The following is an 18,768-nucleotide window of genomic DNA, read 5'->3' as shown; positions in this document are numbered from 1 at the left end:
TTTGGAACGCTTTTTAAAACTAAATGACTATAACAGCTATTGCCCAAGGAAAGAAAACAAAGAAACAAGCCTGTGTCGAACTTAATCTTTCTGAAAGACAAATCAATCGTCTGCTACTAGTCTATCAACAGAAAGGAAAAGAAACCTTCAGACACGGAAACAGAGAATTGGAAGATTTTTTATTTGTGTCTTAAATCAGGTCTTGCGTTACATTTTCTGCTCTCCACATACCATTGTTGATTAACAGAACACCAGAATTAAAATTATGTGTATAAAAATCATCTCTAACTGCAGCTAAGGGTATATCCGTCAAGTCCAAATCCCACAGCTCATCTATCGATTTTCTTACAACAATATCTAAATCCAAATACAGTACACGAGACTCGCTTACATACTTTGGAATAAAATACCTAAAAAAGCCGCATATGAAAGTCCCTCAAAGGGGAGACGATAACCTTTCAGAATACTACTGTCAATCTAAACATTCACAATCTCACTATTCAAAGTCTCTAGTCTTTTTTCCATCAATTGGAACCATTCTCGCGGAAGGTCATCATTAAAAACATAAAACTTAAGATTATAATAGATGAACACAAAGAGATTTTATTGTTGTTTCAACTTTATCCATATAAGCATTATCTGCACCTAAGACAATCGCTTTTTTCTCTTCTTTCACTCTTTATCTCATTTCTTTTTATTCCCATCATATGTTTCTACGTAACCATTATTTTCGCCTATTCGTTCGTAAAACCATACCAGTGGAGATTTTAGATGAAGTCCCATTACGGTTTACAATTTTTACATTACGACACGGAGTTTTACAAATCGATTTCATTTGCCAAACGTAGTTAGTAAGGCAGTTAGCTAGGCTACCTACTTTCTGCTACAACGGAAAAATCCACGAATCAATATTATTCGTGGATTTTTCCTAGTGAAGCGTTTAGGTAAGCCGATTGTTATACTACGACACGTAGTTTGACCAATCGATTCTATTTGCCAAACGTAGTTAGTGAGGCAGTTAGCTAGACCGCTCACTACCAGTTACGACGTAAAGTTTTACGAATCGATATTATTCGTAAAACTTTACTAGTGGAGCGCCTAGAGTCTGGGACAAAAAGATTTTGATTTTATGAATTCTTTATTATAAGTTTTTAAAATCGATAGATTAGACAAAAAAGCAAACAAAACAGAATTCTGAGTGTCAGATAACTTGTTTTGTTCGCTTTTTATATTTAAGGTTAGACTTTTGTCCCAGACTCGTTAGTTACTTAGATTGTTACACAATCAAATAAATTTACTGAACTACGACACTGAGTTTTACAAATCAATTCCATTTGTAAAACTCAGTTAGTGAGGCAATTAGCTAGTTCGCCAAATAGCGACTAGCGTCCAACAATTAGGAACTTTAGTTCCAATTGTTGGTACTGAGTCACATCTTTTCTTCCAACTCTACATCTGGATACTTGTCCGCAAACCAACGGAGGGCAAAGTCATTTTCAAAGAGGAAGACTGGTTGGTCAAAGCGGTCTTTAGCCAAGATATTGCGACTTGACGACATGCGTTCATCCAAGTCCTCAGGCTTGATCCAACGAACGGTCTTTTTCCCCATTGGGCTCATGACGACTTCCGCATTGTACTCGCCCTCCATACGGTGCTTAAAGACTTCAAACTGGAGTTGACCTACAGCTCCCAGCATATACTCGCCTGTTTGGTAATTCTTATAAAGCTGAATAGCCCCCTCTTGCACCAGTTGCTCAATCCCCTTGTGGAAGGATTTTTGCTTCATGACATTCTTGGCAGAAACTTTCATGAAAATCTCAGGTGTAAAGGTTGGCAGTGGTTCAAATTCAAATTTGTTTTTCCCAACTGTCAAGGTATCCCCAACTTGATAAGTACCTGTATCGTATACACCGATAATATCACCCGCCACGGCATTGGTTACATTCTCACGACTTTCCGCCATAAACTGAGTAACATTTGACAGCTTAGCTCCCTTACCAGTACGAGGCAGGTTGACACTCATACCACGCTCAAATTCGCCTGATACGATACGGACAAAGGCAATACGGTCACGGTGACGAGGGTCCATGTTGGCTTGGATTTTAAAGACAAATCCTGAGAAATCCTTGTCGTACGGATCCACAACTTCACCGTCTGTTTTCTTGTGTCCATGTGGTTCTGGAGCAAACTTGAGGAAGGTCTCAAGGAAGGTCTGCACACCAAAGTTTGTCAAAGCTGAACCAAAGAAGACAGGTGTCAATTCTCCAGCAAGGATAGCTTCCTCTGAAAACTCATTTCCAGCTTCATTTAAAAGTTCAATATCATCTTTGACTTGCTCGTAGAAAGGATTGCTACCAAAAAGCTTGTCCCCATCTTCTAGACTAGCAAAACGCTCATCCCTTTTGTAGAGCTCCAGGCGTTGGTTATAGAGATCATACAAACCCTCAAAAGCTTTCCCCATCCCGATTGGCCAGTTCATAGGGTAGCTAGCAATTCCCAAGACTTCTTCCAATTCTTGCAAGAGGTCCAGTGGCTCACGTCCGTCACGGTCTAGCTTGTTCATAAAGGTAAAGACTGGAATGCCACGGTGTTTGACAACCTCAAACAACTTCTTAGTTTGGGCCTCGATACCCTTGGCAGAATCCACGACCATGACCGCAGCATCCACCGCCATCAAGGTACGATAAGTATCTTCTGAGAAGTCCTCGTGCCCTGGTGTGTCTAGGATATTCACGCGCTTGCCATCGTAGTCAAACTGCATAACAGATGAAGTAACCGAAATCCCACGTTGCTTCTCGATATCCATCCAGTCAGACTTGGCAAAAGTCCCTGTTTTCTTTCCTTTAACCGTACCAGCCTCACGAATCTCGCCCCCAAAGTAGAGCAACTGCTCAGTAATAGTAGTTTTCCCCGCGTCAGGGTGGGAGATGATGGCAAAGGTACGGCGTTTCTTAATTTCTTCTTGAATATTCATAAGTTCTCTTTCTTTGATTCTCTATTTTCCTTGTTTCGATAGCTAAGAATGATTTTTACATTGGATTTTACCATTCCTTTCAACACTCCATTATATCGGATTTTAGCATTTTTTTCAATTTCTATTTCTTTTCACTTATCCCTCCCTTATTTATAGGAAAATATGGTAAAATAGAACAGACTAAAAATCATCATTTCACGAAAGGATGCAAGATGAAAATTACGCAAGAAGAGGTAACACACGTTGCCAATCTTTCAAAATTAAGATTCTCTGAAGAAGAAACTGCTGCCTTTGCGACTACCTTGTCTAAGATTGTTGACATGGTTGAATTGCTGGGCGAAGTTGACACAACTGGTGTCGCACCTACTACGACTATGGCTGACCGCAAGACTGTACTCCGCCCTGATGTGGCCGAAGAAGGAACAGACCGTGATCGCTTGTTTAAAAACGTACCTGAAAAAGACAACTACTATATCAAGGTACCAGCTATCCTAGACGATGGAGGAGATGCCTAATGACTTTTAACAATAAAACCATTGAAGACTTGCACAATCTCCTTGTTTCTAAGGAAATTTCAGCAACGGAATTGACCCAAGCTACGCTTGAAGATATCAAATCTCGCGAGACAGCTATCAACGCTTTTGTTACCATCGCTGAGGAGCAAGCCCTTGCTCAAGCCAAGGCTATTGACCAAGCTGGAATCGATGCTGATAATGTCCTTTCAGGAATTCCGCTTGCAGTAAAGGATAACATCTCTACAGACGGTATTCTCACAACTGCCGCCTCAAAAATGCTCTACAACTACGAGCCTATCTTTGATGCGACAGCCGTTGCTAATGCCAAAGCTAAAGGTATGATTGTTGTTGGAAAGACTAACATGGACGAGTTTGCCATGGGTGGTTCAGGTGAAACTTCTCACTACGGTGCCACTAAAAATGCTTGGGATCGGACCAAGGTTCCTGGTGGTTCTTCAAGTGGTTCAGCCGCAGCTGTAGCCTCAGGACAAGTCCGCTTGTCACTTGGTTCTGATACCGGTGGTTCTATCCGCCAACCTGCTGCCTTCAACGGGATTGTTGGTCTCAAACCAACCTACGGAACGGTTTCTCGTTTCGGTCTCATTGCCTTTGGTAGCTCATTAGACCAGATTGGACCTTTCGCACCAACTGTTAAGGAAAACGCCCTCTTGCTCAACGCTATTGCCAGCGAAGATGCCAAAGACTCTACTTCTGCTCCTGTCCGCATCGCCGACTTTACTTCAAAAATCGGTCAAGACATCAAGGGCATGAAAATTGCTTTACCTAAGGAATACCTAGGCGAAGGAATTGACCCAGAGGTTAAGGAAACCATTCTGAATGCTGCTAAGCACTTTGAAAAATTGGGCGCTATCGTCGAAGAAGTCAGCCTTCCTCACTCTAAATACGGTGTTGCCGTTTACTACATCATCGCTTCATCAGAAGCTTCATCAAACTTGCAACGTTTTGACGGTATCCGTTACGGCTACCGCGCAGAAGATGCAAGCAACCTTAATGAAATCTATGTAAACAGCCGTAGCCAAGGTTTCGGTGAAGAAGTGAAACGCCGTATCATGCTAGGTACTTTCAGCCTTTCATCAGGTTACTACGATGCTTACTACAAGAAAGCTGGTCAAGTCCGTACCCTCATCATTCAAGATTTCGAAAACGTCTTCGCGGATTATGACTTGATTTTGGGTCCAACTGCTCCAAGTGTTGCTTATGACTTGGACTCACTCAACCATGACCCAGTTGCCATGTACTTGGCTGACCTTTTGACTATACCTGTAAACTTGGCAGGACTGCCTGGAATTTCGATTCCAGCTGGATTCTCTCAAGGTCTACCAGTCGGTCTGCAATTGATTGGTCCTAAGTACTCTGAAGAAACCATTTACCAAGTTGCTGCTGCCTTTGAAGCAACAACAGACTACCATAAACAACAACCCGTGATTTTTGGAGGTGACAACTAATGAACTTTGAAACAGTCATTGGACTTGAAGTCCACGTAGAGCTCAACACCAATTCAAAAATCTTCTCACCTACTTCTGCCCACTTCGGAAATGACCAAAATGCCAACACCAACGTGATTGACTGGTCTTTCCCAGGAGTTCTGCCAGTTCTCAATAAGGGTGTAGTCGATGCTGGTATCAAGGCGGCTCTTGCCCTCAACATGGACATCCACAAAAAAATGCACTTTGACCGCAAGAACTACTTCTACCCTGATAATCCCAAAGCCTACCAAATTTCTCAGTTTGATGAGCCAATCGGTTACAACGGCTGGATTGAAGTGGAGCTAGAAGACGGTACAACTAAGAAAATCGGTATCGAACGCGCCCACCTAGAGGAAGATGCTGGTAAGAACACCCACGGTACAGATGGCTACTCTTATGTTGACCTCAACCGTCAAGGGGTACCATTGATTGAGATTGTATCTGAAGCCGACATGCGCTCGCCAGAAGAAGCCTACGCTTACCTAACTGCCCTCAAGGAAGTCATCCAGTACGCTGGCATTTCTGACGTTAAGATGGAAGAAGGTTCTATGCGTGTGGATGCCAATATCTCTCTTCGTCCGTATGGTCAAGAAAAATTCGGTACCAAGACAGAGTTGAAGAACCTCAATTCCTTCTCAAACGTCCGCAAGGGGCTTGAATACGAAGTCCAACGTCAAGCCGAAATCCTACGCTCAGGTGGTCAAATCCGCCAAGAAACACGCCGTTACGATGAAGCTAACAAGGCAACCATCCTCATGCGTGTCAAAGAAGGAGCTGCAGACTACCGCTACTTCCCAGAACCAGACCTACCTCTCTTTGAAATCTCAGACGAGTGGATCGAGGAAATGCGCACTGAATTGCCAGAGTTTCCAAAAGAACGCCGTGCTCGCTACGTGGCTGACCTTGGTTTGTCAGACTACGATGCTAGCCAGTTGACTGCAAACAAAGTCACTTCTGACTTCTTTGAGAAAGCTGTGGCTCTCGGAGGAGATGCCAAACAAGTCTCTAACTGGCTCCAAGGCGAAGTCGCTCAGTTCTTGAACGCTGAAGGCAAGACACTGGAACAAATCGAATTGACACCAGAAAACTTGGTTGAAATGATTGCCATCATCGAAGACGGCACTATCTCTTCTAAGATTGCTAAGAAAGTCTTTGTCCATCTAGCTAAAAATGGCGGTGGCGCGCGTGAATACGTGGAAAAAGCAGGTATGGTTCAAATTTCAGATCCAGCTATCTTGATCCCAATCATCCACCAAGTCTTTGCCGATAACGAAGCTGCTGTTGCCGACTTCAAGTCAGGCAAACGTAACGCCGACAAGGCCTTTACAGGATTCCTTATGAAGGCAACCAAAGGCCAAGCCAACCCACAAGTTGCCCTTAAACTACTTGCACAGGAATTGGCGAAGTTGAAAGAAGATTAATATGTAAAAGAAACCAGCCTTGAGGTTGGTTTTTTCTCCCCTACCATCTCCCAATAACTATTTTGGCTTTATTTCCAGAAGATTTTATGGTAAAATGAAGAGTAATAATATTTATTAAAGAGGTAAAAACATGATTGAAGCAAGCAAATTGAAAGCTGGTATGACATTTGAAACTGCAGACGGAAAATTGATCCGCGTTTTGGAAGCTAGCCACCACAAACCAGGTAAAGGGAACACAATCATGCGTATGAAATTGCGTGATGTCCGTACTGGTTCTACATTTGATACAAGCTACCGTCCAGAAGAAAAATTCGAACAAGCTATTATCGAAACTGTTCCAGCTCAATACTTGTACAAAATGGATGAAACTGCCTACTTCATGAACACTGAAACTTACGACCAATACGAAATACCAGTCGTAAATGTTGAAAATGAGTTGCTTTACATCCTTGAAAACTCTGATGTGAAAATCCAATTCTACGGAACTGAAGTAATCGGTGTAACTGTACCAACTACTGTTGAATTGACAGTTGCTGAAACACAACCATCTATCAAAGGTGCTACTGTTACAGGTTCTGGTAAACCAGCAACTATGGAAACTGGACTTGTTGTCAACGTTCCTGACTTCATCGAAGCTGGACAAAAATTGATCATCAACACTGCAGAAGGAACTTACGTTTCTCGTGCCTAATCTCTAGAAAGAGGTCATTCTATGGGAATTGAAGAACAATTTGGCGAAATCGTTATCGCTCCACGTGTACTTGAAAAAATTATTGCCATCGCAACTGCTAAAGTTGAGGGTGTCCACTCATTTTCAAATAAATCCGTATCTGACACCCTATCAAAACTCTCTCTTGGTCGTGGTGTCTACTTAAAAGAAAGCAATGAAGAACTAACTGCTGACATCTACCTCTACCTTGAGTACGGTGTGAAAGTACCAAAAGTGGCTCTTGCTATTCAAAAAGCGGTCAAAGATGCTGTCCATGATATGGCTGATGTGGAACTTTCTGCTGTCAATATCCATGTTACAGGAATCGTTCCAGATAAAACACCAAAACCTGAGTTGAAAGATCTATTTAACGAGGACTTCCTCAATGACTAGTCCATTATTAGAATCTAGACGCGAACTTCGTAAATGCGCTTTTCAAGCTCTTATGAGCCTTGAATTCGGTACAGATATGGAAACGGCTTGTCGCTTTGCCTACACACATGACCGTGAAGATGCAGATGTGCAAATCCCAGCCTTTCTTCTAAACTTGGTTTCTGGTATCCAAGCTCAAAAAGAAGAGTTGGATAAACAAATCAACCAGCACCTCAAGTCAGGCTGGACAGTTGAACGTTTGACTTTGGTCGAAAAAAACTTACTACGCTTGGGTATCTTTGAAATCACATCATTTGATACACCTCAGCTGGTAGCAGTCAATGAAGCTATTGAACTCGCTAAGAATTTTTCAGATCAAAAATCAGCCCGCTTTATCAACGGACTGCTCAGCCAGTTTGTAACAGAAAAAAATGAATAATCGAAAAGGTGTTTGGTCTTCCAAGCACCTTTTACTTCGTCCTTGATACAGAGTAAGAACCACATAAAAACTAGAACTAACTGCCAGTTCTAGTTTTTGCGTATTCTGAGGTATTAGTATTTTCTAAATCGTTGATAGCGTTCTTCCAGCAACTCTTCTAGCGGTTTTTGTGAAAGTCTAGCCAGCTCAGCTTGAAGTTCTTTCTTGACACTCTTAATCAGTTCTTTACTAGAAAGTCCTGCTTCAGAAATCACCTTGTCCACCACGTCCATTTCTAACAGTTCATGGGAAGTGATTTTCATCAGTTCTGCTGCTTCCATGGCACGAGTTCCGTCCTTCCATAAAATGGAAGCAAAGCCTTCTGGACTGAGAATAGCATAGATAGAATTTTCCAGCATCCAAACACGGTCCGCAACGGCTAGAGCCAGAGCCCCACCTGAACCACCTTCACCGATAATGATGGCAATAATAGGAACTTTCAAATCACTCATTTCCATGAGATTGCGAGCAATAGCTTCTCCCTGTCCACGTTCTTCCGCTCCGACACCAGGATAAGCACCTGCTGTATTGATAAAGGTCACAACTGGACGGCCAAATTTCTCAGCCTGTTTCATCAACCGCAGTGCCTTTCGGTAGCCTTCTGGATGTGGTTGGCCAAAATTCCGTTTGAGGTTGTCTTGCAAACTCTTGCCTTTTTGGATACCAACCACTGTTACAGCTTGGTCTCCAAGCCAACCAATACCACCAACAACTGCACCATCATCACGAAAAGAACGGTCACCATGTAATTGGATAAATTCATCAAAAATGCCTGTCGCAAAGTCCAAGGTTGTCAAGCGACTCTGCTCACGCGCTTCTCTGACTATTTTTGCAATATTCATCTAGGACTCCCTCCATGCAATCTGACTAGGCTAGCAATCATATCTGGTAAGTCTCTTCTTTTGACAATAGCATCCACAAAGCCATGTTCTAATAGGAATTCTGCCTTTTGGAAATCCTCAGGCAAGCTTTCACGAACCGTATTTTCAATCACACGACGCCCAGCAAAACCAACCAAGCTCTGTGGTTCAGCCAGAATGATATCGCCTTCCATAGCGAAAGAAGCTGTCACACCACCAGTCGTTGGATCTGTCAAAATGGTCAGGTAAAAGAGACCAGCATTTGAATGGCGTTTAACCGCCGCAGAGATCTTAGCCATCTGCATGAGACTCATGATTCCTTCCTGCATACGGGCTCCACCAGAGGCTGTGAATAGGACAACTGGCAATTTTTCGACAGTCGCATACTCAAACAAACGAGTGATTTTTTCACCTACAACCGTACCCATAGAAGCCATGATAAAGTTAGAATCCATAATCCCAAGAGCCACAGTCTGACCTTTTATAAGAGCTGTTCCTGTCACAACGGCTTCATCCAGACCTGTTTTTTCACGCATAGTTGCTAGTTTCTTTTGATAACCAGGGAAATGCAAGGGATCCTTGCTTTCAATCCCTGTAAACAATTCCTTGAAGGTTCCCATATCAATCATCAAAGCCAAGCGTTCTTGGGCAGAAATACGAAAGGTATAGCTACAGTGCGGACAGATACGCTCACTTCCCAGATCCTTCTGATAAATGGTATGCTTACAGCCTGGACACTGGGAAAATAATTCATCTGGAACCTCTGGCTTAGCTTGAGGTTTTTCCCTAACCGAACGATTGGGATTGATTCGAATATACTTATCTTTTTTACTAAATAGAGCCATTGATTCCCCTTTTCGGTTTAAACTCTTAAAGTCATTTTATTCTTTTTCTTGATATTTAGGTAAGAAGGTTTCCATCAAGAAGGAAGTATCATAATCCCCAGCAATGACATTGCGATCTGAAATGAGGTCAAGCTGGAAATCTGCATTGGTCTGCACTCCTTCAATCTCTAATTCATAGAGGGCACGTTGCATTTTCATCAAGGCGTCAAAACGATTTTCGCCGTGTACGATGATTTTGGCAATCATACTATCATAATAAGGCGGAATAGTATAGCCTGGATAAACTGCTGAATCCACGCGCAAGCCAACTCCACCACTTGGCAGATAGAGATTGGTAATCTTACCTGGACTTGGAGCAAAGTTAAAGGCTGGGTTTTCTGCATTGATACGACACTCGATGGCATGACCGCGTAGGACAATATCTTCTTGCTTAACAGACAGGGGCTGACCTGCCGCAATGCGAATCTGTTCCTTAACGATATCCACACCTGAAACAAATTCTGTTACTGGATGTTCCACCTGAACACGAGTATTCATTTCCATGAAGTAGAAGTTGCTACTTGCTTCATCAAGAAGAAACTCAATAGTCCCTGCATTCTCATAGCCAACAAACTCTGCCGCTCGAACAGCAGCAGCACCTATTTCATGACGCAGCGTTTTTCCGATTGCAATCGAGGGACTTTCTTCCAAAACCTTTTGGTTATTCCTTTGAAGAGAACAATCCCGTTCACCCAAGTGAATCACATGTCCATGCTCATCACCTAGGATTTGAACCTCAATGTGCCGAGCTGGATAGATAACCCGTTCTATGTACATGGCACCATTGCCATAATTGGCCTTGGCCTCACTAGAGGCAGTTTCAAAGGCAGAAACGAGGTCATCTGGTTTTTCAACCTTACGAATCCCTTTACCACCTCCACCTGCTGAAGCCTTGAGCATAACAGGATAGCCAATTTTTTCAGCAACAATCAAAGCTTCTTCAGAGTTATGCACTTCTCCATCCGAACCTGGAATGACTGGAACACCAGCTTTGATCATCTGAGCACGCGCATTGATCTTATCCCCCATCATATCCATAACATGGCCAGATGGACCGATAAACTTGATTCCCACCTCTTCACACATGGTTGCAAATTTGGAATTTTCACTGAGAAATCCAAAACCTGGGTGAATAGCTTCTGCCTCAGTCAAGACTGCAGCTGATAGAACCGCATTAATATTGAGATAAGACTCTGTAGCCTTGCCAGGGCCGATACAAACCGCTTCATCTGCTAAAAGCGTATGGAGGGCTTCCTTATCAGCAGTTGAATAAACCGCTACCGTCGCAATCCCCAATTCACGTGCCGCACGGATAATACGAACCGCAATTTCACCACGATTGGCAATTAAAATTTTTCGAAACATGGAGAACCTCCTTAGTTCCCAATTGCAAAAGTAAGGGTACCACTGGCTGCAAGCTTGCCATCCACTTCAGCCTTTGCTTCAACCACAGCTATGGTGCCACGACGTTTTACAAAAGTCGCTGTCATAACCAATTGGTCGCCTGGTACAACTTGCTTCTTGAACTTAACCTTGTCCATACCAGCGTAAAAGACCAGTTTTCCTTTATTTTCAGGTTTTGATAACTCCAACACACCAGCAGTTTGCGCCAAGGCTTCCATAATCAGAACACCTGGCATAACTGGGTATTGAGGAAAATGACCGTTAAAGAAAGGCTCGTTGATGGTCACATTTTTGATAGCAACAATGGTATCCTCGCTCACTTCCAAGACACGGTCCACTAGAAGCATAGGATAACGGTGGGGAAGGGCTTCTTTGATTCCTTGAATATCGATCATTTGATACATACCAATCCTTTACCAAACTCAACCATTTCTTCGTTAGAGACGAGAATTTCCGTTACCACACCATCCTTAGGAGCTGGGATTTCATTCATGACTTTCATGGCTTCGATAATGACCAATGTTTGACCTTTTTTGACACTATCACCAACTGTAACGAAGGCAGGTTTATCTGGTCCAGCAGCCAAGTAAACCACTCCAACAAGTGGACTCTCTACAAGATTTCCCTCAGTAGCCACACTTGCTTCAGCTGGAGCTGGAACTTCTTCTGCTACAGTCTCTGCTGGAGCAGATGTAGGAGCTACTGGACTCGGTGTTGCTAGAACGGGTGCTGGAGCGACTTGAGTTGCAACTTCAGGCACAGATCTCGCTTCATTCTTGCTAAACTGCAACTCATCCGTCCCATTTTTATAAGAAAATTCTCTCAAACTTGACTGGTCAAATTGAGTCATCAAGTCTTTAATATCGTTTAAATTCATACTTATCTATTCTCCCAACGTTTGAAAGCAAGAACTGCATTGTGGCCTCCAAAACCAAAAGTATTTGAAATAGCGTATGGAATTTCTTTCTCCAAGCCTTGTCCATAAACGACATTAGCTTCGATATAATCTGATACTTCACTTGTCCCAGCTGTCATTGGTACAAAGTTATGACGCATAGCTTCGATGGTGACGATAGCTTCTACTGCACCCGCAGCCCCCAGCAAATGTCCTGTAAAAGACTTGGTTGATGATACAGGTACTTCCTTACCAAGAACAGCTACGATAGCACCACTTTCTCCTTTTTCATTGGCAGGAGTTGACGTTCCGTGAGCATTGACATAGGCTACTTGCTCTGGAGAAATCTCAGCTTCTTCCAAGGCTAGTTTGATGGCCTTGATAGCTCCCTGACCTTCTGGATGTGGAGAAGTCATGTGGTAGGCATCACAAGTATTTCCGTAACCAACCACTTCAGCCAGGATAGTAGCTCCACGTTTTTCAGCGTGTTCAAGACTTTCTAGAACCAACATCCCTGAACCTTCACCCATAACAAACCCATTGCGATCCTTATCAAATGGGATCGAAGCACGAGTTGGATCCTCTGTAGTAGAGAGAGCTGTTAAGGCTTGGAAACCAGCGATGGCAAAAGGTGTGATAGAAGCTTCTGTTCCTCCCACCAACATCACATCTTGGAAACCAAACTTAATGGAGCGGAAGGCATCCCCAATCGCATCATTTGATGAAGAGCAGGCAGTATTGATAGATTTACAAACACCGTTTGCACCAAAACGCATGGCTACATTCCCAGAAGCCATATTTGGTAAAGCTTTTGGAAGAGTCATTGGTTTGACACGTTTGGGTCCTTTTTCATGAAGGCGAAGTACCTGATCTTCAATTTCCTTGATTCCACCAATACCAGATGCAACGATAACACCAAAACGATCCCTATTAAGAGCCTCTACATCAAGATTGGCATGATTTACAGCCTCTTGGGCTGCATACAAGGCATATAAAGAATAGTTATCAAAACGGTTGGTATCTTTTTTTACAAAGTATTTATCGAACGGAAAATCTTGGATTTCTGCCGCATTATGCACATCAAAGTCACTATGATCAAATTTTGTAATGCCACCAATGCCGATTTTCCCAGTTGCTAAACTATTCCAAAATTCTTCTGGTGTATTTCCGATTGGAGATGTTACTCCATAACCTGTTACCACTACTCGATTTAGTTTCATTCTTTTCACCTCTAGCTTTCGCTACATACTTAAGCCACCATCAATGGCAACCACTTGACCAGTTAGATAATCTTGGCCTGCTAAAAATACTGTCAAATCTGCAACCTGCTCTGCCTGCCCAAATTCTTTCATCGGAATCTGAGCTAGTGTAGCTTCCTTAATCTTATCTGATAAGATAGCGGTCATATCAGACTCAATCATTCCTGGAGCAATCACATTGACTCGTATATTCCGACTAGCGACCTCGCGTGCCACAGACTTGGTAAAGCCAATCAAGCCAGCCTTAGAAGCAGCATAGTTAGCTTGACCAATATTCCCCATCAAACCAACAACACTAGACATATTAATGATAGCACCTTCTCTGGCTTTCATCATCGGTTTCAAGACTGATTGTGTCATATTAAAGGCACCAGTCAGATTGACCTTGAGCACTTTTTCAAAATCTGCTTCTGTCATCTTGAGCATAAGAGTATCTTGGGTGATCCCTGCATTGTTGACCAAAACATCTACTGAACCCAGTTCTGCAATAGCTTGATTAATCATACGCTTAGCGTCTGCAAAATCTGATACATCTCCTGAAATGGGAACCACCTTGATACCATAGTTTGAAAACTCAGCGAGCAATTCTTCTGAGATTGCCCCACGACTGTTTAAGACAATGTTGGCTCCTGCTTGAGCAAATTTGTGGGCGATGGCAAGACCAATTCCACGACTCGAACCTGTAATAAAGATATTTTTATGTTCTAGTTTCATTTTTTTCCTTTCAAAACTTCTACTTATTTTAGTCTATTTTTCTAAAAGTGCTACTAAACTCGCTTGATCTTCCACATGAGCTAAGTGAGCAGTTTGATCAATTTTTTTAACAAAACCTGACAAGACTTTCCCCGGTCCAATCTCGATAAAGTTGCTTATGCCTGCTTCTTGCATGACCCCAATACTTTCATAGAAACGAACGGGTTCCTTGACCTGACGCGTCAAGAGCTGAGCAATGTCCTCTTTTTGCATCACAGCAGCTTCTGTATTGCCGACTAGGGGACAAGTAAAATCTGAAAAACTTACCTGAGCTAGAGTTTCAGCTAGTTTCTGGCTAGCAGGTTCAAGGAGAGCGGTGTGAAAGGGACCTGACACCTTGAGAGGAATCAAGCGTTTGGCACCTGCTTCTTGCAAAAGTTCAACCGCTCGATCAACTGCAACCACTTCTCCAGCAATGACGATTTGTGCAGGTGTGTTATAGTTGGCTGGAGTAACCACTCCAAGTTCAGAAGCTTTTTGACAGGCTTCTTCAATGACCTCTACTGGCGTATTGAGAACTGCTACCATCTTACCAGAGTCAGCAGGAGCCGCTTCTTCCATATAGGCTCCACGCTTAGCTACCAAGGCAACCGCATCTTCAAAATCCAAGGCGCCGCTTGCCACCAAGGCAGAGTATTCTCCAAGAGATAAACCAGCAACCATATCAGGCTGATAGCCCTTTTCTTGCAATAAACGGTAGATAGCAACCGAAGTCGCTAGAATGGCTGGTTGCGTATAGCGGGTCTGATTGAGTTTGTCTTCTTCCCTATCGATGAGATAACGCAAATCATAACCGAGCACCTGACTCGCTCGATCAATCGTTTCTTTGACAATAGGGTAGTGATCATAGAGATCCCGTCCCACCCCTAGATACTGGGCACCTTGACCAGCAAATAAAAAGGCTGTTTTAGTCATTTCTTACAACTCCTGCCCAGCGAGAGGCTTCTTCTTGAATTTTCTTAGCTGCTCCGTAATACAAATCTTTTAGGATTTCTTCAGCTGTTTCTTCTTTAGAAACAAGCCCTGCGATTTGACCTGCCATGACAGAGCCACCATCCACATCACCGTGAACAACTGCTTTGGCTAGGGCGCCTGCTCCCATTTGTTCAAAGATTTCTAAATCAGGATCTTCCTGCTTAAAGGCATCTTTTTCAGCCAGTTCAAAATCTCTAGTCAACTGATTTTTAATAGCACGAACAGCATGACCAAAGTGCTGAGCTGAAATCGTAGTATCAATATCCCTTGCTTTTAAAATTTTCTCCTTGTAGTTTGGATGGGCATTCGACTCTTTTGCAACTACAAACCGTGTCCCCACCTGTACAGCCTCTGCACCTAGCATAAAGCCAGCCGCAGCACCTTCACCATCCGCAATTCCTCCTGCAGCAATAACAGGAATAGATACAGCTGTGGCTACCTGTCGCACCAAGGTCATGGTTGTTAATTTACCGATATGCCCCCCAGCTTCCATTCCTTCTGCAATAACAGCGTCTGCACCGATTTTTTCCATGCGTTTAGCTAAAGCAACACTAGGAACGACAGGAATAACGATTATCCCAGCTTCATGGAAACGTTCCATGTATTTACCAGGATTTCCTGCACCTGTTGTCACTACCTTAACACCTTCCTCGATAACGAGATCTACAATATCTTCCACAAAGGGAGACAAGAGCATGATGTTGACACCAAAGGGTTTATCCGTCAATGATTTGATCTTATCAATATTTGCCTTGACAACTTCTTTCGGGGCATTTCCCCCACCGATAATCCCTAGTCCTCCAGCTTTAGAAACAGCCCCTGCCAAATCACCATCAGCAACCCAAGCCATTCCTCCTTGAAAGATAGGATAATCAATGTTCAATAATTCTGTAATACGCGTTTTCATAGTGCCTCCATCGTTTCTTGCTTACGTAATAGTTCGATACTGTCATAATTTGACAATCAAACTATTGCCTAAACAAGAGGGAGCGGGTTTCCCTACTCCTTCTATCTATATTCTGCTTATACTCTTCGAAAATCAAATTCAAACCACGTCAGCGTCACCTTGCCGTACTCAAGTACAGCCTGCGGCTAGCTTCCTAGTTTGCTCTTTGATTTTCATTGAGTATTATTTTGTTTGCTCTTCAACGTAGGCAACCAAGTCACCAACTGTTTTCAAGTCATCTTCTGCTTCGATTTGGATATCAAAAGCATCTTCGATTTCTGAGATTACTTGGAACAAGTCCAATGAATCAGCGTCCAAATCATCAAAAGTTGATTCAAGTGTTACTTCTGATGCATCTTTTCCAAGTTCTTCAACGATAATTTCTTGTACTTTTTCAAATACTGCCATGATAGGACTCCTTTAAAATAAATAGTTTTTTATAACAATGTGTTCACCACATGATTACCTAAATTGTAAGAATGAGCGTGCCCCAGGTCAAGCCTCCACCGAAGCCTGATAGAAGAACAGTCTGGCTACCATCTAAAGGGATGAGACCTTGTTCTACACACTCTGAAAGTAAAATCGGGATACTGGCTGCACTGGTATTGCCATATTCCATCATATTGGCTGGAAGTTTGTCTCGGTCAACACCAATTTTTCTAGCCATCTTATCCAAAATACGGATATTAGCCTGATGCAATAGCAGATAATCCAAGTCTGTCGCCTCTATAGGAGATTCTTCAATAGTCTGCTTGATAGACTTGGCTACATCTCGAATGGCAAAATCAAAGACTGCGCGTCCATCCATCTTCAAAAATGAATCTGCACTTTCTTGATCTGAAAATGGAGAATGCAAACCTGAATGCCCATAAGTTAAACACTCACTGCGACTTCCATCGCTATTGAGACTCTCAGCTAAGAAATTCTCTTGCTCGCTAGCTTCTAACAAGACACCACCAGCACCATCTCCAAACAACACAGCTGTTGATCGATCCGACCAATCGACTGCCTTAGAGAGGGTTTCACTACCAATCACCAAGCCTTTTTGAAAGCGACCAGAAGCGATAAACTTTTCAGCAGTTGAAAGAGCAAATACAAATCCACTGCAAGCCGCGGTTAAGTCAAAAGCAAAGGCTTTATTAGCACCAATATTAGCTTGAACACGAGCAGCTGTAGAGGGCATCATCGAATCTGGAGTAATGGTAGCTAGGATGATAAAATCCAGTTCCTCTCCTATTATTCCAGCTTTTGCCATCAGTTTCTTAGCAACTTCCGTAGCCAAATCACTGGTAGATTCTGTTCTTGAAATATGCCTTTGTCGTATTCCCGTTCGACTTGAAATCCACTCATCATTGGTATCCATAATCTGAGCCAAGTCGTGATTTGTAACCACTTGCTCTGGCACATAATGAGCAACCTGGCTTATTTTTGCAAAAGCCATTATTTCAAATCCTCCAAAAATTGGTAAAGATTAGTCAAACCTTTGCTCATAACATCAATTTCTTCCTCGCTCATGCCATCAATAATTTTTTCTACCATGGCCTTGTGGAAGCGTTTATGCAGTCTATGGATCAAGCGCCCCTTCTTTGTCAAATGCAGATGCACCACACGACGATCCTGTTCTGACCGAACTCGCTCAATGTAGCCCTTACGCTCTAAATTGTTCAAACTTGTCGTAACAGTTCCAAGAGTTACCATCAACTCTTTTGACACTTGACTTGGAGTCACATCTGGAGCCTTACCGATGACATCAATCGTATGCATTTCTTTGATGGAGATATCCTTAAAACGACTACCTCTCAAGTTCACTTCCTCAATTACAAGGACATTGTTAAATATAGATGTTAAATATTCATTGATTCGTTGGTAGTCCATTTTTCATATCCCTCCTTCTTCAAAAAACTTTTACAATCAAAACATTTGACAGAAAGAATTATATCAAAATTCAAAGAATGATGCAAGTATTTTTTATTTTCCTGTAAATTTAGGTCTTCTTCTCTCCGAATGAGCTCGCACTCCTTCTTTGAAATCCTCTGTTTGAGCTAAGGATTTCTGTAGGTTCAGTTCTAAAGTAGCGTAACCCTGCCAGTCTTTAAACTGGCTCTCCCAAACCAACTTCTTAATGGCAGCATAGGAATTACTTGAAGCACGTCTTAATTTTTTAAGAAGCTGTTCTCTCGTCTTTTCAAGTTTTTCAGCTTCAGAAACGCGGTAAACCAACCCCCATTCTAGGGCTTTTTCTGCCGTTAAAGCCTCTCCTGTCATAGCTAATTGAGCAGCACGCGTCACACCGATACTGCGGCTCAAGAGATGAATTCCCCCTGCATCTGGAGCCAAACCAACACCAACAAAGGCTTGGATAAACTTAGCCTTATCCGTCGCCAAACAGAAATCTGCCGCAACAGCCATATTCGCTGCGGCACCTGCAACAGCACCGTCAACTTCCATTAAAACAGGTTTGGCTATTTGCTTGATTTTATAAGAAATCGTATTGACCAACTCTGCGATTTTTGTCAATGATGGAATATCATCCTCATCCACTGCCCGCTTCATCTCTACCAAATCTCCCCCAACTGAGAAGACCTTTCCATTGGCATTGATTAAGATAAAATGCACAGCTGGATTTTCTTCTGCCAGAGTCAAGGCTTCTAAGATCTCCTCACACATGGGAATATGGAAACCATTAGCGACATCAGGACGGTTTAAAGTAATAATTGCCAAATCCTCTTCAAGCTGATAAATAATATGTTCCATCTGGACTCCTTTTTATTTTATAAGCAGTTTATACTCTTCGAAAATCTCTTCAAACTACGTCAACTTCCATCTGCAACCTCAA

General features: G+C 42.6%; 22 protein-coding genes and 1 pseudogene. 7 read left to right on the top strand and 16 right to left on the bottom strand.

Features of this window, described 5'->3' with window-relative positions; all coding sequences use genetic code 11:
- Positions 1 to 23: 23 nt before the first annotated feature.
- Positions 24 to 164, top strand: a pseudogene (locus tag HT703_RS05695) (helix-turn-helix domain-containing protein); the annotation flags it as partial.
- A 26-nt stretch (positions 165 to 190) separates the two neighbouring features.
- Here HT703_RS05695 and HT703_RS12140 read toward each other — a convergent pair.
- From HT703_RS12140 to HT703_RS05680, 3 genes are all read right to left on the bottom strand, one after another.
- A complete protein-coding gene (locus HT703_RS12140) occupies positions 191 to 427 on the bottom strand; it encodes a glycosyltransferase (protein ID WP_255209663.1) in 237 nt (78 codons plus the stop codon).
- Between the two features lie 150 nt (positions 428 to 577).
- Positions 578 to 676 carry a hypothetical protein gene (locus HT703_RS12135; RefSeq protein ID WP_001810144.1) on the bottom strand — a complete coding sequence of 33 codons (99 nt, stop codon included), beginning with the start codon at positions 674 to 676 and terminating at the stop codon, positions 578 to 580.
- 753 nt (positions 677 to 1,429) lie between these two features.
- Entirely contained in the window at positions 1,430 to 2,974 is a 1,545-nt protein-coding gene (locus tag HT703_RS05680; protein ID WP_054393235.1) for a peptide chain release factor 3, read from the bottom strand.
- A 212-nt stretch (positions 2,975 to 3,186) separates the two neighbouring features.
- On the opposite strand from HT703_RS05680, the gene gatC reads away from it, so the two are divergent.
- From gatC to nusB, 6 genes are all read left to right on the top strand, one after another.
- Positions 3,187 to 3,489, top strand: a complete 303-nt coding sequence (gatC, locus tag HT703_RS05675) for an Asp-tRNA(Asn)/Glu-tRNA(Gln) amidotransferase subunit GatC (protein ID WP_000705419.1) — start codon at positions 3,187 to 3,189, stop codon at positions 3,487 to 3,489.
- A complete protein-coding gene (gatA, locus tag HT703_RS05670) occupies positions 3,489 to 4,955 on the top strand; it encodes an Asp-tRNA(Asn)/Glu-tRNA(Gln) amidotransferase subunit GatA (protein ID WP_054393237.1) in 1,467 nt (488 codons plus the stop codon). The genes gatC and gatA overlap by 1 nt, the downstream gene beginning before the upstream one ends.
- Positions 4,955 to 6,397, top strand: coding sequence for an Asp-tRNA(Asn)/Glu-tRNA(Gln) amidotransferase subunit GatB (gene gatB, locus HT703_RS05665; RefSeq protein WP_054393239.1), 1,443 nt, complete (start codon positions 4,955 to 4,957; stop codon positions 6,395 to 6,397). The genes gatA and gatB overlap by 1 nt, the downstream gene beginning before the upstream one ends.
- Before the next feature lie 130 nt (positions 6,398 to 6,527).
- The gene (gene efp / locus HT703_RS05660; RefSeq protein ID WP_000568643.1) at positions 6,528 to 7,088 is read left to right on the top strand and encodes an elongation factor P; all 561 of its coding nucleotides are present in this window, start codon (positions 6,528 to 6,530) and stop codon (positions 7,086 to 7,088) included.
- 21 nt (positions 7,089 to 7,109) lie between these two features.
- Positions 7,110 to 7,499: an Asp23/Gls24 family envelope stress response protein gene (locus HT703_RS05655; RefSeq protein ID WP_000510576.1), complete on the top strand. Its 390-nt coding sequence runs from the start codon at positions 7,110 to 7,112 to the stop codon at positions 7,497 to 7,499.
- Positions 7,492 to 7,917, top strand: a complete 426-nt coding sequence (nusB, locus tag HT703_RS05650) for a transcription antitermination factor NusB (RefSeq protein WP_054393240.1) — start codon at positions 7,492 to 7,494, stop codon at positions 7,915 to 7,917. The genes HT703_RS05655 and nusB overlap by 8 nt, the downstream gene beginning before the upstream one ends.
- Positions 7,918 to 8,030: 113 nt before the next feature.
- Here nusB and HT703_RS05645 read toward each other — a convergent pair whose 3' ends face one another.
- The 13 genes from HT703_RS05645 to HT703_RS05585 form a co-directional block, all read right to left on the bottom strand.
- Positions 8,031 to 8,798, bottom strand: a complete 768-nt coding sequence (locus tag HT703_RS05645) for an acetyl-CoA carboxylase carboxyl transferase subunit alpha (protein ID WP_001017397.1) — start codon at positions 8,796 to 8,798, stop codon at positions 8,031 to 8,033.
- Positions 8,795 to 9,661: an acetyl-CoA carboxylase, carboxyltransferase subunit beta gene (accD, locus tag HT703_RS05640; RefSeq protein WP_023933131.1), complete on the bottom strand. Its 867-nt coding sequence runs from the start codon at positions 9,659 to 9,661 to the stop codon at positions 8,795 to 8,797. The genes HT703_RS05645 and accD overlap by 4 nt, the downstream gene beginning before the upstream one ends.
- 36 nt (positions 9,662 to 9,697) lie before the next feature.
- Positions 9,698 to 11,065, bottom strand: a complete 1,368-nt coding sequence (accC, locus tag HT703_RS05635) for an acetyl-CoA carboxylase biotin carboxylase subunit (protein ID WP_023933130.1) — start codon at positions 11,063 to 11,065, stop codon at positions 9,698 to 9,700.
- An 11-nt stretch (positions 11,066 to 11,076) separates the two neighbouring features.
- Positions 11,077 to 11,499 carry a 3-hydroxyacyl-ACP dehydratase FabZ gene (fabZ, locus tag HT703_RS05630; RefSeq protein WP_000565515.1) on the bottom strand — a complete coding sequence of 141 codons (423 nt, stop codon included), beginning with the start codon at positions 11,497 to 11,499 and terminating at the stop codon, positions 11,077 to 11,079.
- Entirely contained in the window at positions 11,496 to 11,981 is a 486-nt protein-coding gene (accB, locus tag HT703_RS05625; protein ID WP_023936338.1) for an acetyl-CoA carboxylase biotin carboxyl carrier protein, read from the bottom strand. Before accB ends, fabZ begins: the two co-directional genes overlap by 4 nt.
- A gap of 2 nt (positions 11,982 to 11,983) precedes the next feature.
- Positions 11,984 to 13,219 carry a beta-ketoacyl-ACP synthase II gene (fabF, locus tag HT703_RS05620; RefSeq protein WP_000774063.1) on the bottom strand — a complete coding sequence of 412 codons (1,236 nt, stop codon included), beginning with the start codon at positions 13,217 to 13,219 and terminating at the stop codon, positions 11,984 to 11,986.
- A 21-nt stretch (positions 13,220 to 13,240) separates the two neighbouring features.
- The gene (gene fabG / locus HT703_RS05615; RefSeq protein WP_023933126.1) at positions 13,241 to 13,972 is read right to left on the bottom strand and encodes a 3-oxoacyl-[acyl-carrier-protein] reductase; all 732 of its coding nucleotides are present in this window, start codon (positions 13,970 to 13,972) and stop codon (positions 13,241 to 13,243) included.
- 33 nt (positions 13,973 to 14,005) lie between these two features.
- Positions 14,006 to 14,926: an ACP S-malonyltransferase gene (gene fabD, locus HT703_RS05610; protein WP_023933124.1), complete on the bottom strand. Its 921-nt coding sequence runs from the start codon at positions 14,924 to 14,926 to the stop codon at positions 14,006 to 14,008.
- The gene (fabK, locus tag HT703_RS05605) at positions 14,919 to 15,893 is read right to left on the bottom strand and encodes an enoyl-[acyl-carrier-protein] reductase FabK (RefSeq protein WP_023936336.1); all 975 of its coding nucleotides are present in this window, start codon (positions 15,891 to 15,893) and stop codon (positions 14,919 to 14,921) included. The genes fabD and fabK overlap by 8 nt, the downstream gene beginning before the upstream one ends.
- Before the next feature lie 222 nt (positions 15,894 to 16,115).
- Complete coding sequence (locus HT703_RS05600; RefSeq protein WP_000257838.1) at positions 16,116 to 16,340, bottom strand: acyl carrier protein; 225 nt, start codon at positions 16,338 to 16,340, stop codon at positions 16,116 to 16,118.
- Positions 16,341 to 16,398: 58 nt separating this feature from the next.
- Entirely contained in the window at positions 16,399 to 17,373 is a 975-nt protein-coding gene (locus tag HT703_RS05595; protein ID WP_000852944.1) for a beta-ketoacyl-ACP synthase III, read from the bottom strand.
- The gene (locus tag HT703_RS05590) at positions 17,373 to 17,807 is read right to left on the bottom strand and encodes a MarR family transcriptional regulator (RefSeq protein ID WP_000386348.1); all 435 of its coding nucleotides are present in this window, start codon (positions 17,805 to 17,807) and stop codon (positions 17,373 to 17,375) included. The genes HT703_RS05595 and HT703_RS05590 overlap by 1 nt, the downstream gene beginning before the upstream one ends.
- Positions 17,808 to 17,900: 93 nt before the next feature.
- Entirely contained in the window at positions 17,901 to 18,686 is a 786-nt protein-coding gene (locus tag HT703_RS05585) for an enoyl-CoA hydratase (protein ID WP_000400065.1), read from the bottom strand.
- Between the last annotated feature and the right edge of the window lie 82 nt (positions 18,687 to 18,768).

Source organism: Streptococcus sp. 3874 (assembly GCF_013276425.1).
In the GTDB taxonomy this organism is placed as follows: Bacteria; Bacillota; Bacilli; order Lactobacillales; family Streptococcaceae; genus Streptococcus; species Streptococcus pseudopneumoniae.
The sequence above is the reverse complement of the archived record's forward strand: the minus strand, read 5'-3'. Positions and strand labels throughout refer to the sequence as shown.

What these genes read in the sequence shown, in the direction of transcription:
- HT703_RS05655 (WP_000510576.1), top strand. Translation starts at nt 7,110, where the DNA reads ATGGGAATTGAAGAACAATTTGGCGAAATCGTTATCGCTCCACGTGTA.
- efp (WP_000568643.1), top strand. Translation starts at nt 6,528, where the DNA reads ATGATTGAAGCAAGCAAATTGAAAGCTGGTATGACATTTGAAACTGCA.
- HT703_RS05590 (WP_000386348.1), bottom strand. Translation starts at nt 17,807, where the DNA reads ATGGACTACCAACGAATCAATGAATATTTAACATCTATATTTAACAAT.
- accD (WP_023933131.1), bottom strand. Translation starts at nt 9,661, where the DNA reads ATGGCTCTATTTAGTAAAAAAGATAAGTATATTCGAATCAATCCCAAT.
- gatA (WP_054393237.1), top strand. Translation starts at nt 3,489, where the DNA reads ATGACTTTTAACAATAAAACCATTGAAGACTTGCACAATCTCCTTGTT.
- accC (WP_023933130.1), bottom strand. Translation starts at nt 11,065, where the DNA reads ATGTTTCGAAAAATTTTAATTGCCAATCGTGGTGAAATTGCGGTTCGT.
- HT703_RS05585 (WP_000400065.1), bottom strand. Translation starts at nt 18,686, where the DNA reads ATGGAACATATTATTTATCAGCTTGAAGAGGATTTGGCAATTATTACT.
- fabD (WP_023933124.1), bottom strand. Translation starts at nt 14,926, where the DNA reads ATGACTAAAACAGCCTTTTTATTTGCTGGTCAAGGTGCCCAGTATCTA.
- fabK (WP_023936336.1), bottom strand. Translation starts at nt 15,893, where the DNA reads ATGAAAACGCGTATTACAGAATTATTGAACATTGATTATCCTATCTTT.
- HT703_RS05595 (WP_000852944.1), bottom strand. Translation starts at nt 17,373, where the DNA reads ATGGCTTTTGCAAAAATAAGCCAGGTTGCTCATTATGTGCCAGAGCAA.
- HT703_RS05645 (WP_001017397.1), bottom strand. Translation starts at nt 8,798, where the DNA reads ATGAATATTGCAAAAATAGTCAGAGAAGCGCGTGAGCAGAGTCGCTTG.
- nusB (WP_054393240.1), top strand. Translation starts at nt 7,492, where the DNA reads ATGACTAGTCCATTATTAGAATCTAGACGCGAACTTCGTAAATGCGCT.
- fabZ (WP_000565515.1), bottom strand. Translation starts at nt 11,499, where the DNA reads ATGATCGATATTCAAGGAATCAAAGAAGCCCTTCCCCACCGTTATCCT.
- fabG (WP_023933126.1), bottom strand. Translation starts at nt 13,972, where the DNA reads ATGAAACTAGAACATAAAAATATCTTTATTACAGGTTCGAGTCGTGGA.
- gatB (WP_054393239.1), top strand. Translation starts at nt 4,955, where the DNA reads ATGAACTTTGAAACAGTCATTGGACTTGAAGTCCACGTAGAGCTCAAC.
- HT703_RS05600 (WP_000257838.1), bottom strand. Translation starts at nt 16,340, where the DNA reads ATGGCAGTATTTGAAAAAGTACAAGAAATTATCGTTGAAGAACTTGGA.
- gatC (WP_000705419.1), top strand. Translation starts at nt 3,187, where the DNA reads ATGAAAATTACGCAAGAAGAGGTAACACACGTTGCCAATCTTTCAAAA.
- accB (WP_023936338.1), bottom strand. Translation starts at nt 11,981, where the DNA reads ATGAATTTAAACGATATTAAAGACTTGATGACTCAATTTGACCAGTCA.
- HT703_RS05680 (WP_054393235.1), bottom strand. Translation starts at nt 2,974, where the DNA reads ATGAATATTCAAGAAGAAATTAAGAAACGCCGTACCTTTGCCATCATC.
- fabF (WP_000774063.1), bottom strand. Translation starts at nt 13,219, where the DNA reads ATGAAACTAAATCGAGTAGTGGTAACAGGTTATGGAGTAACATCTCCA.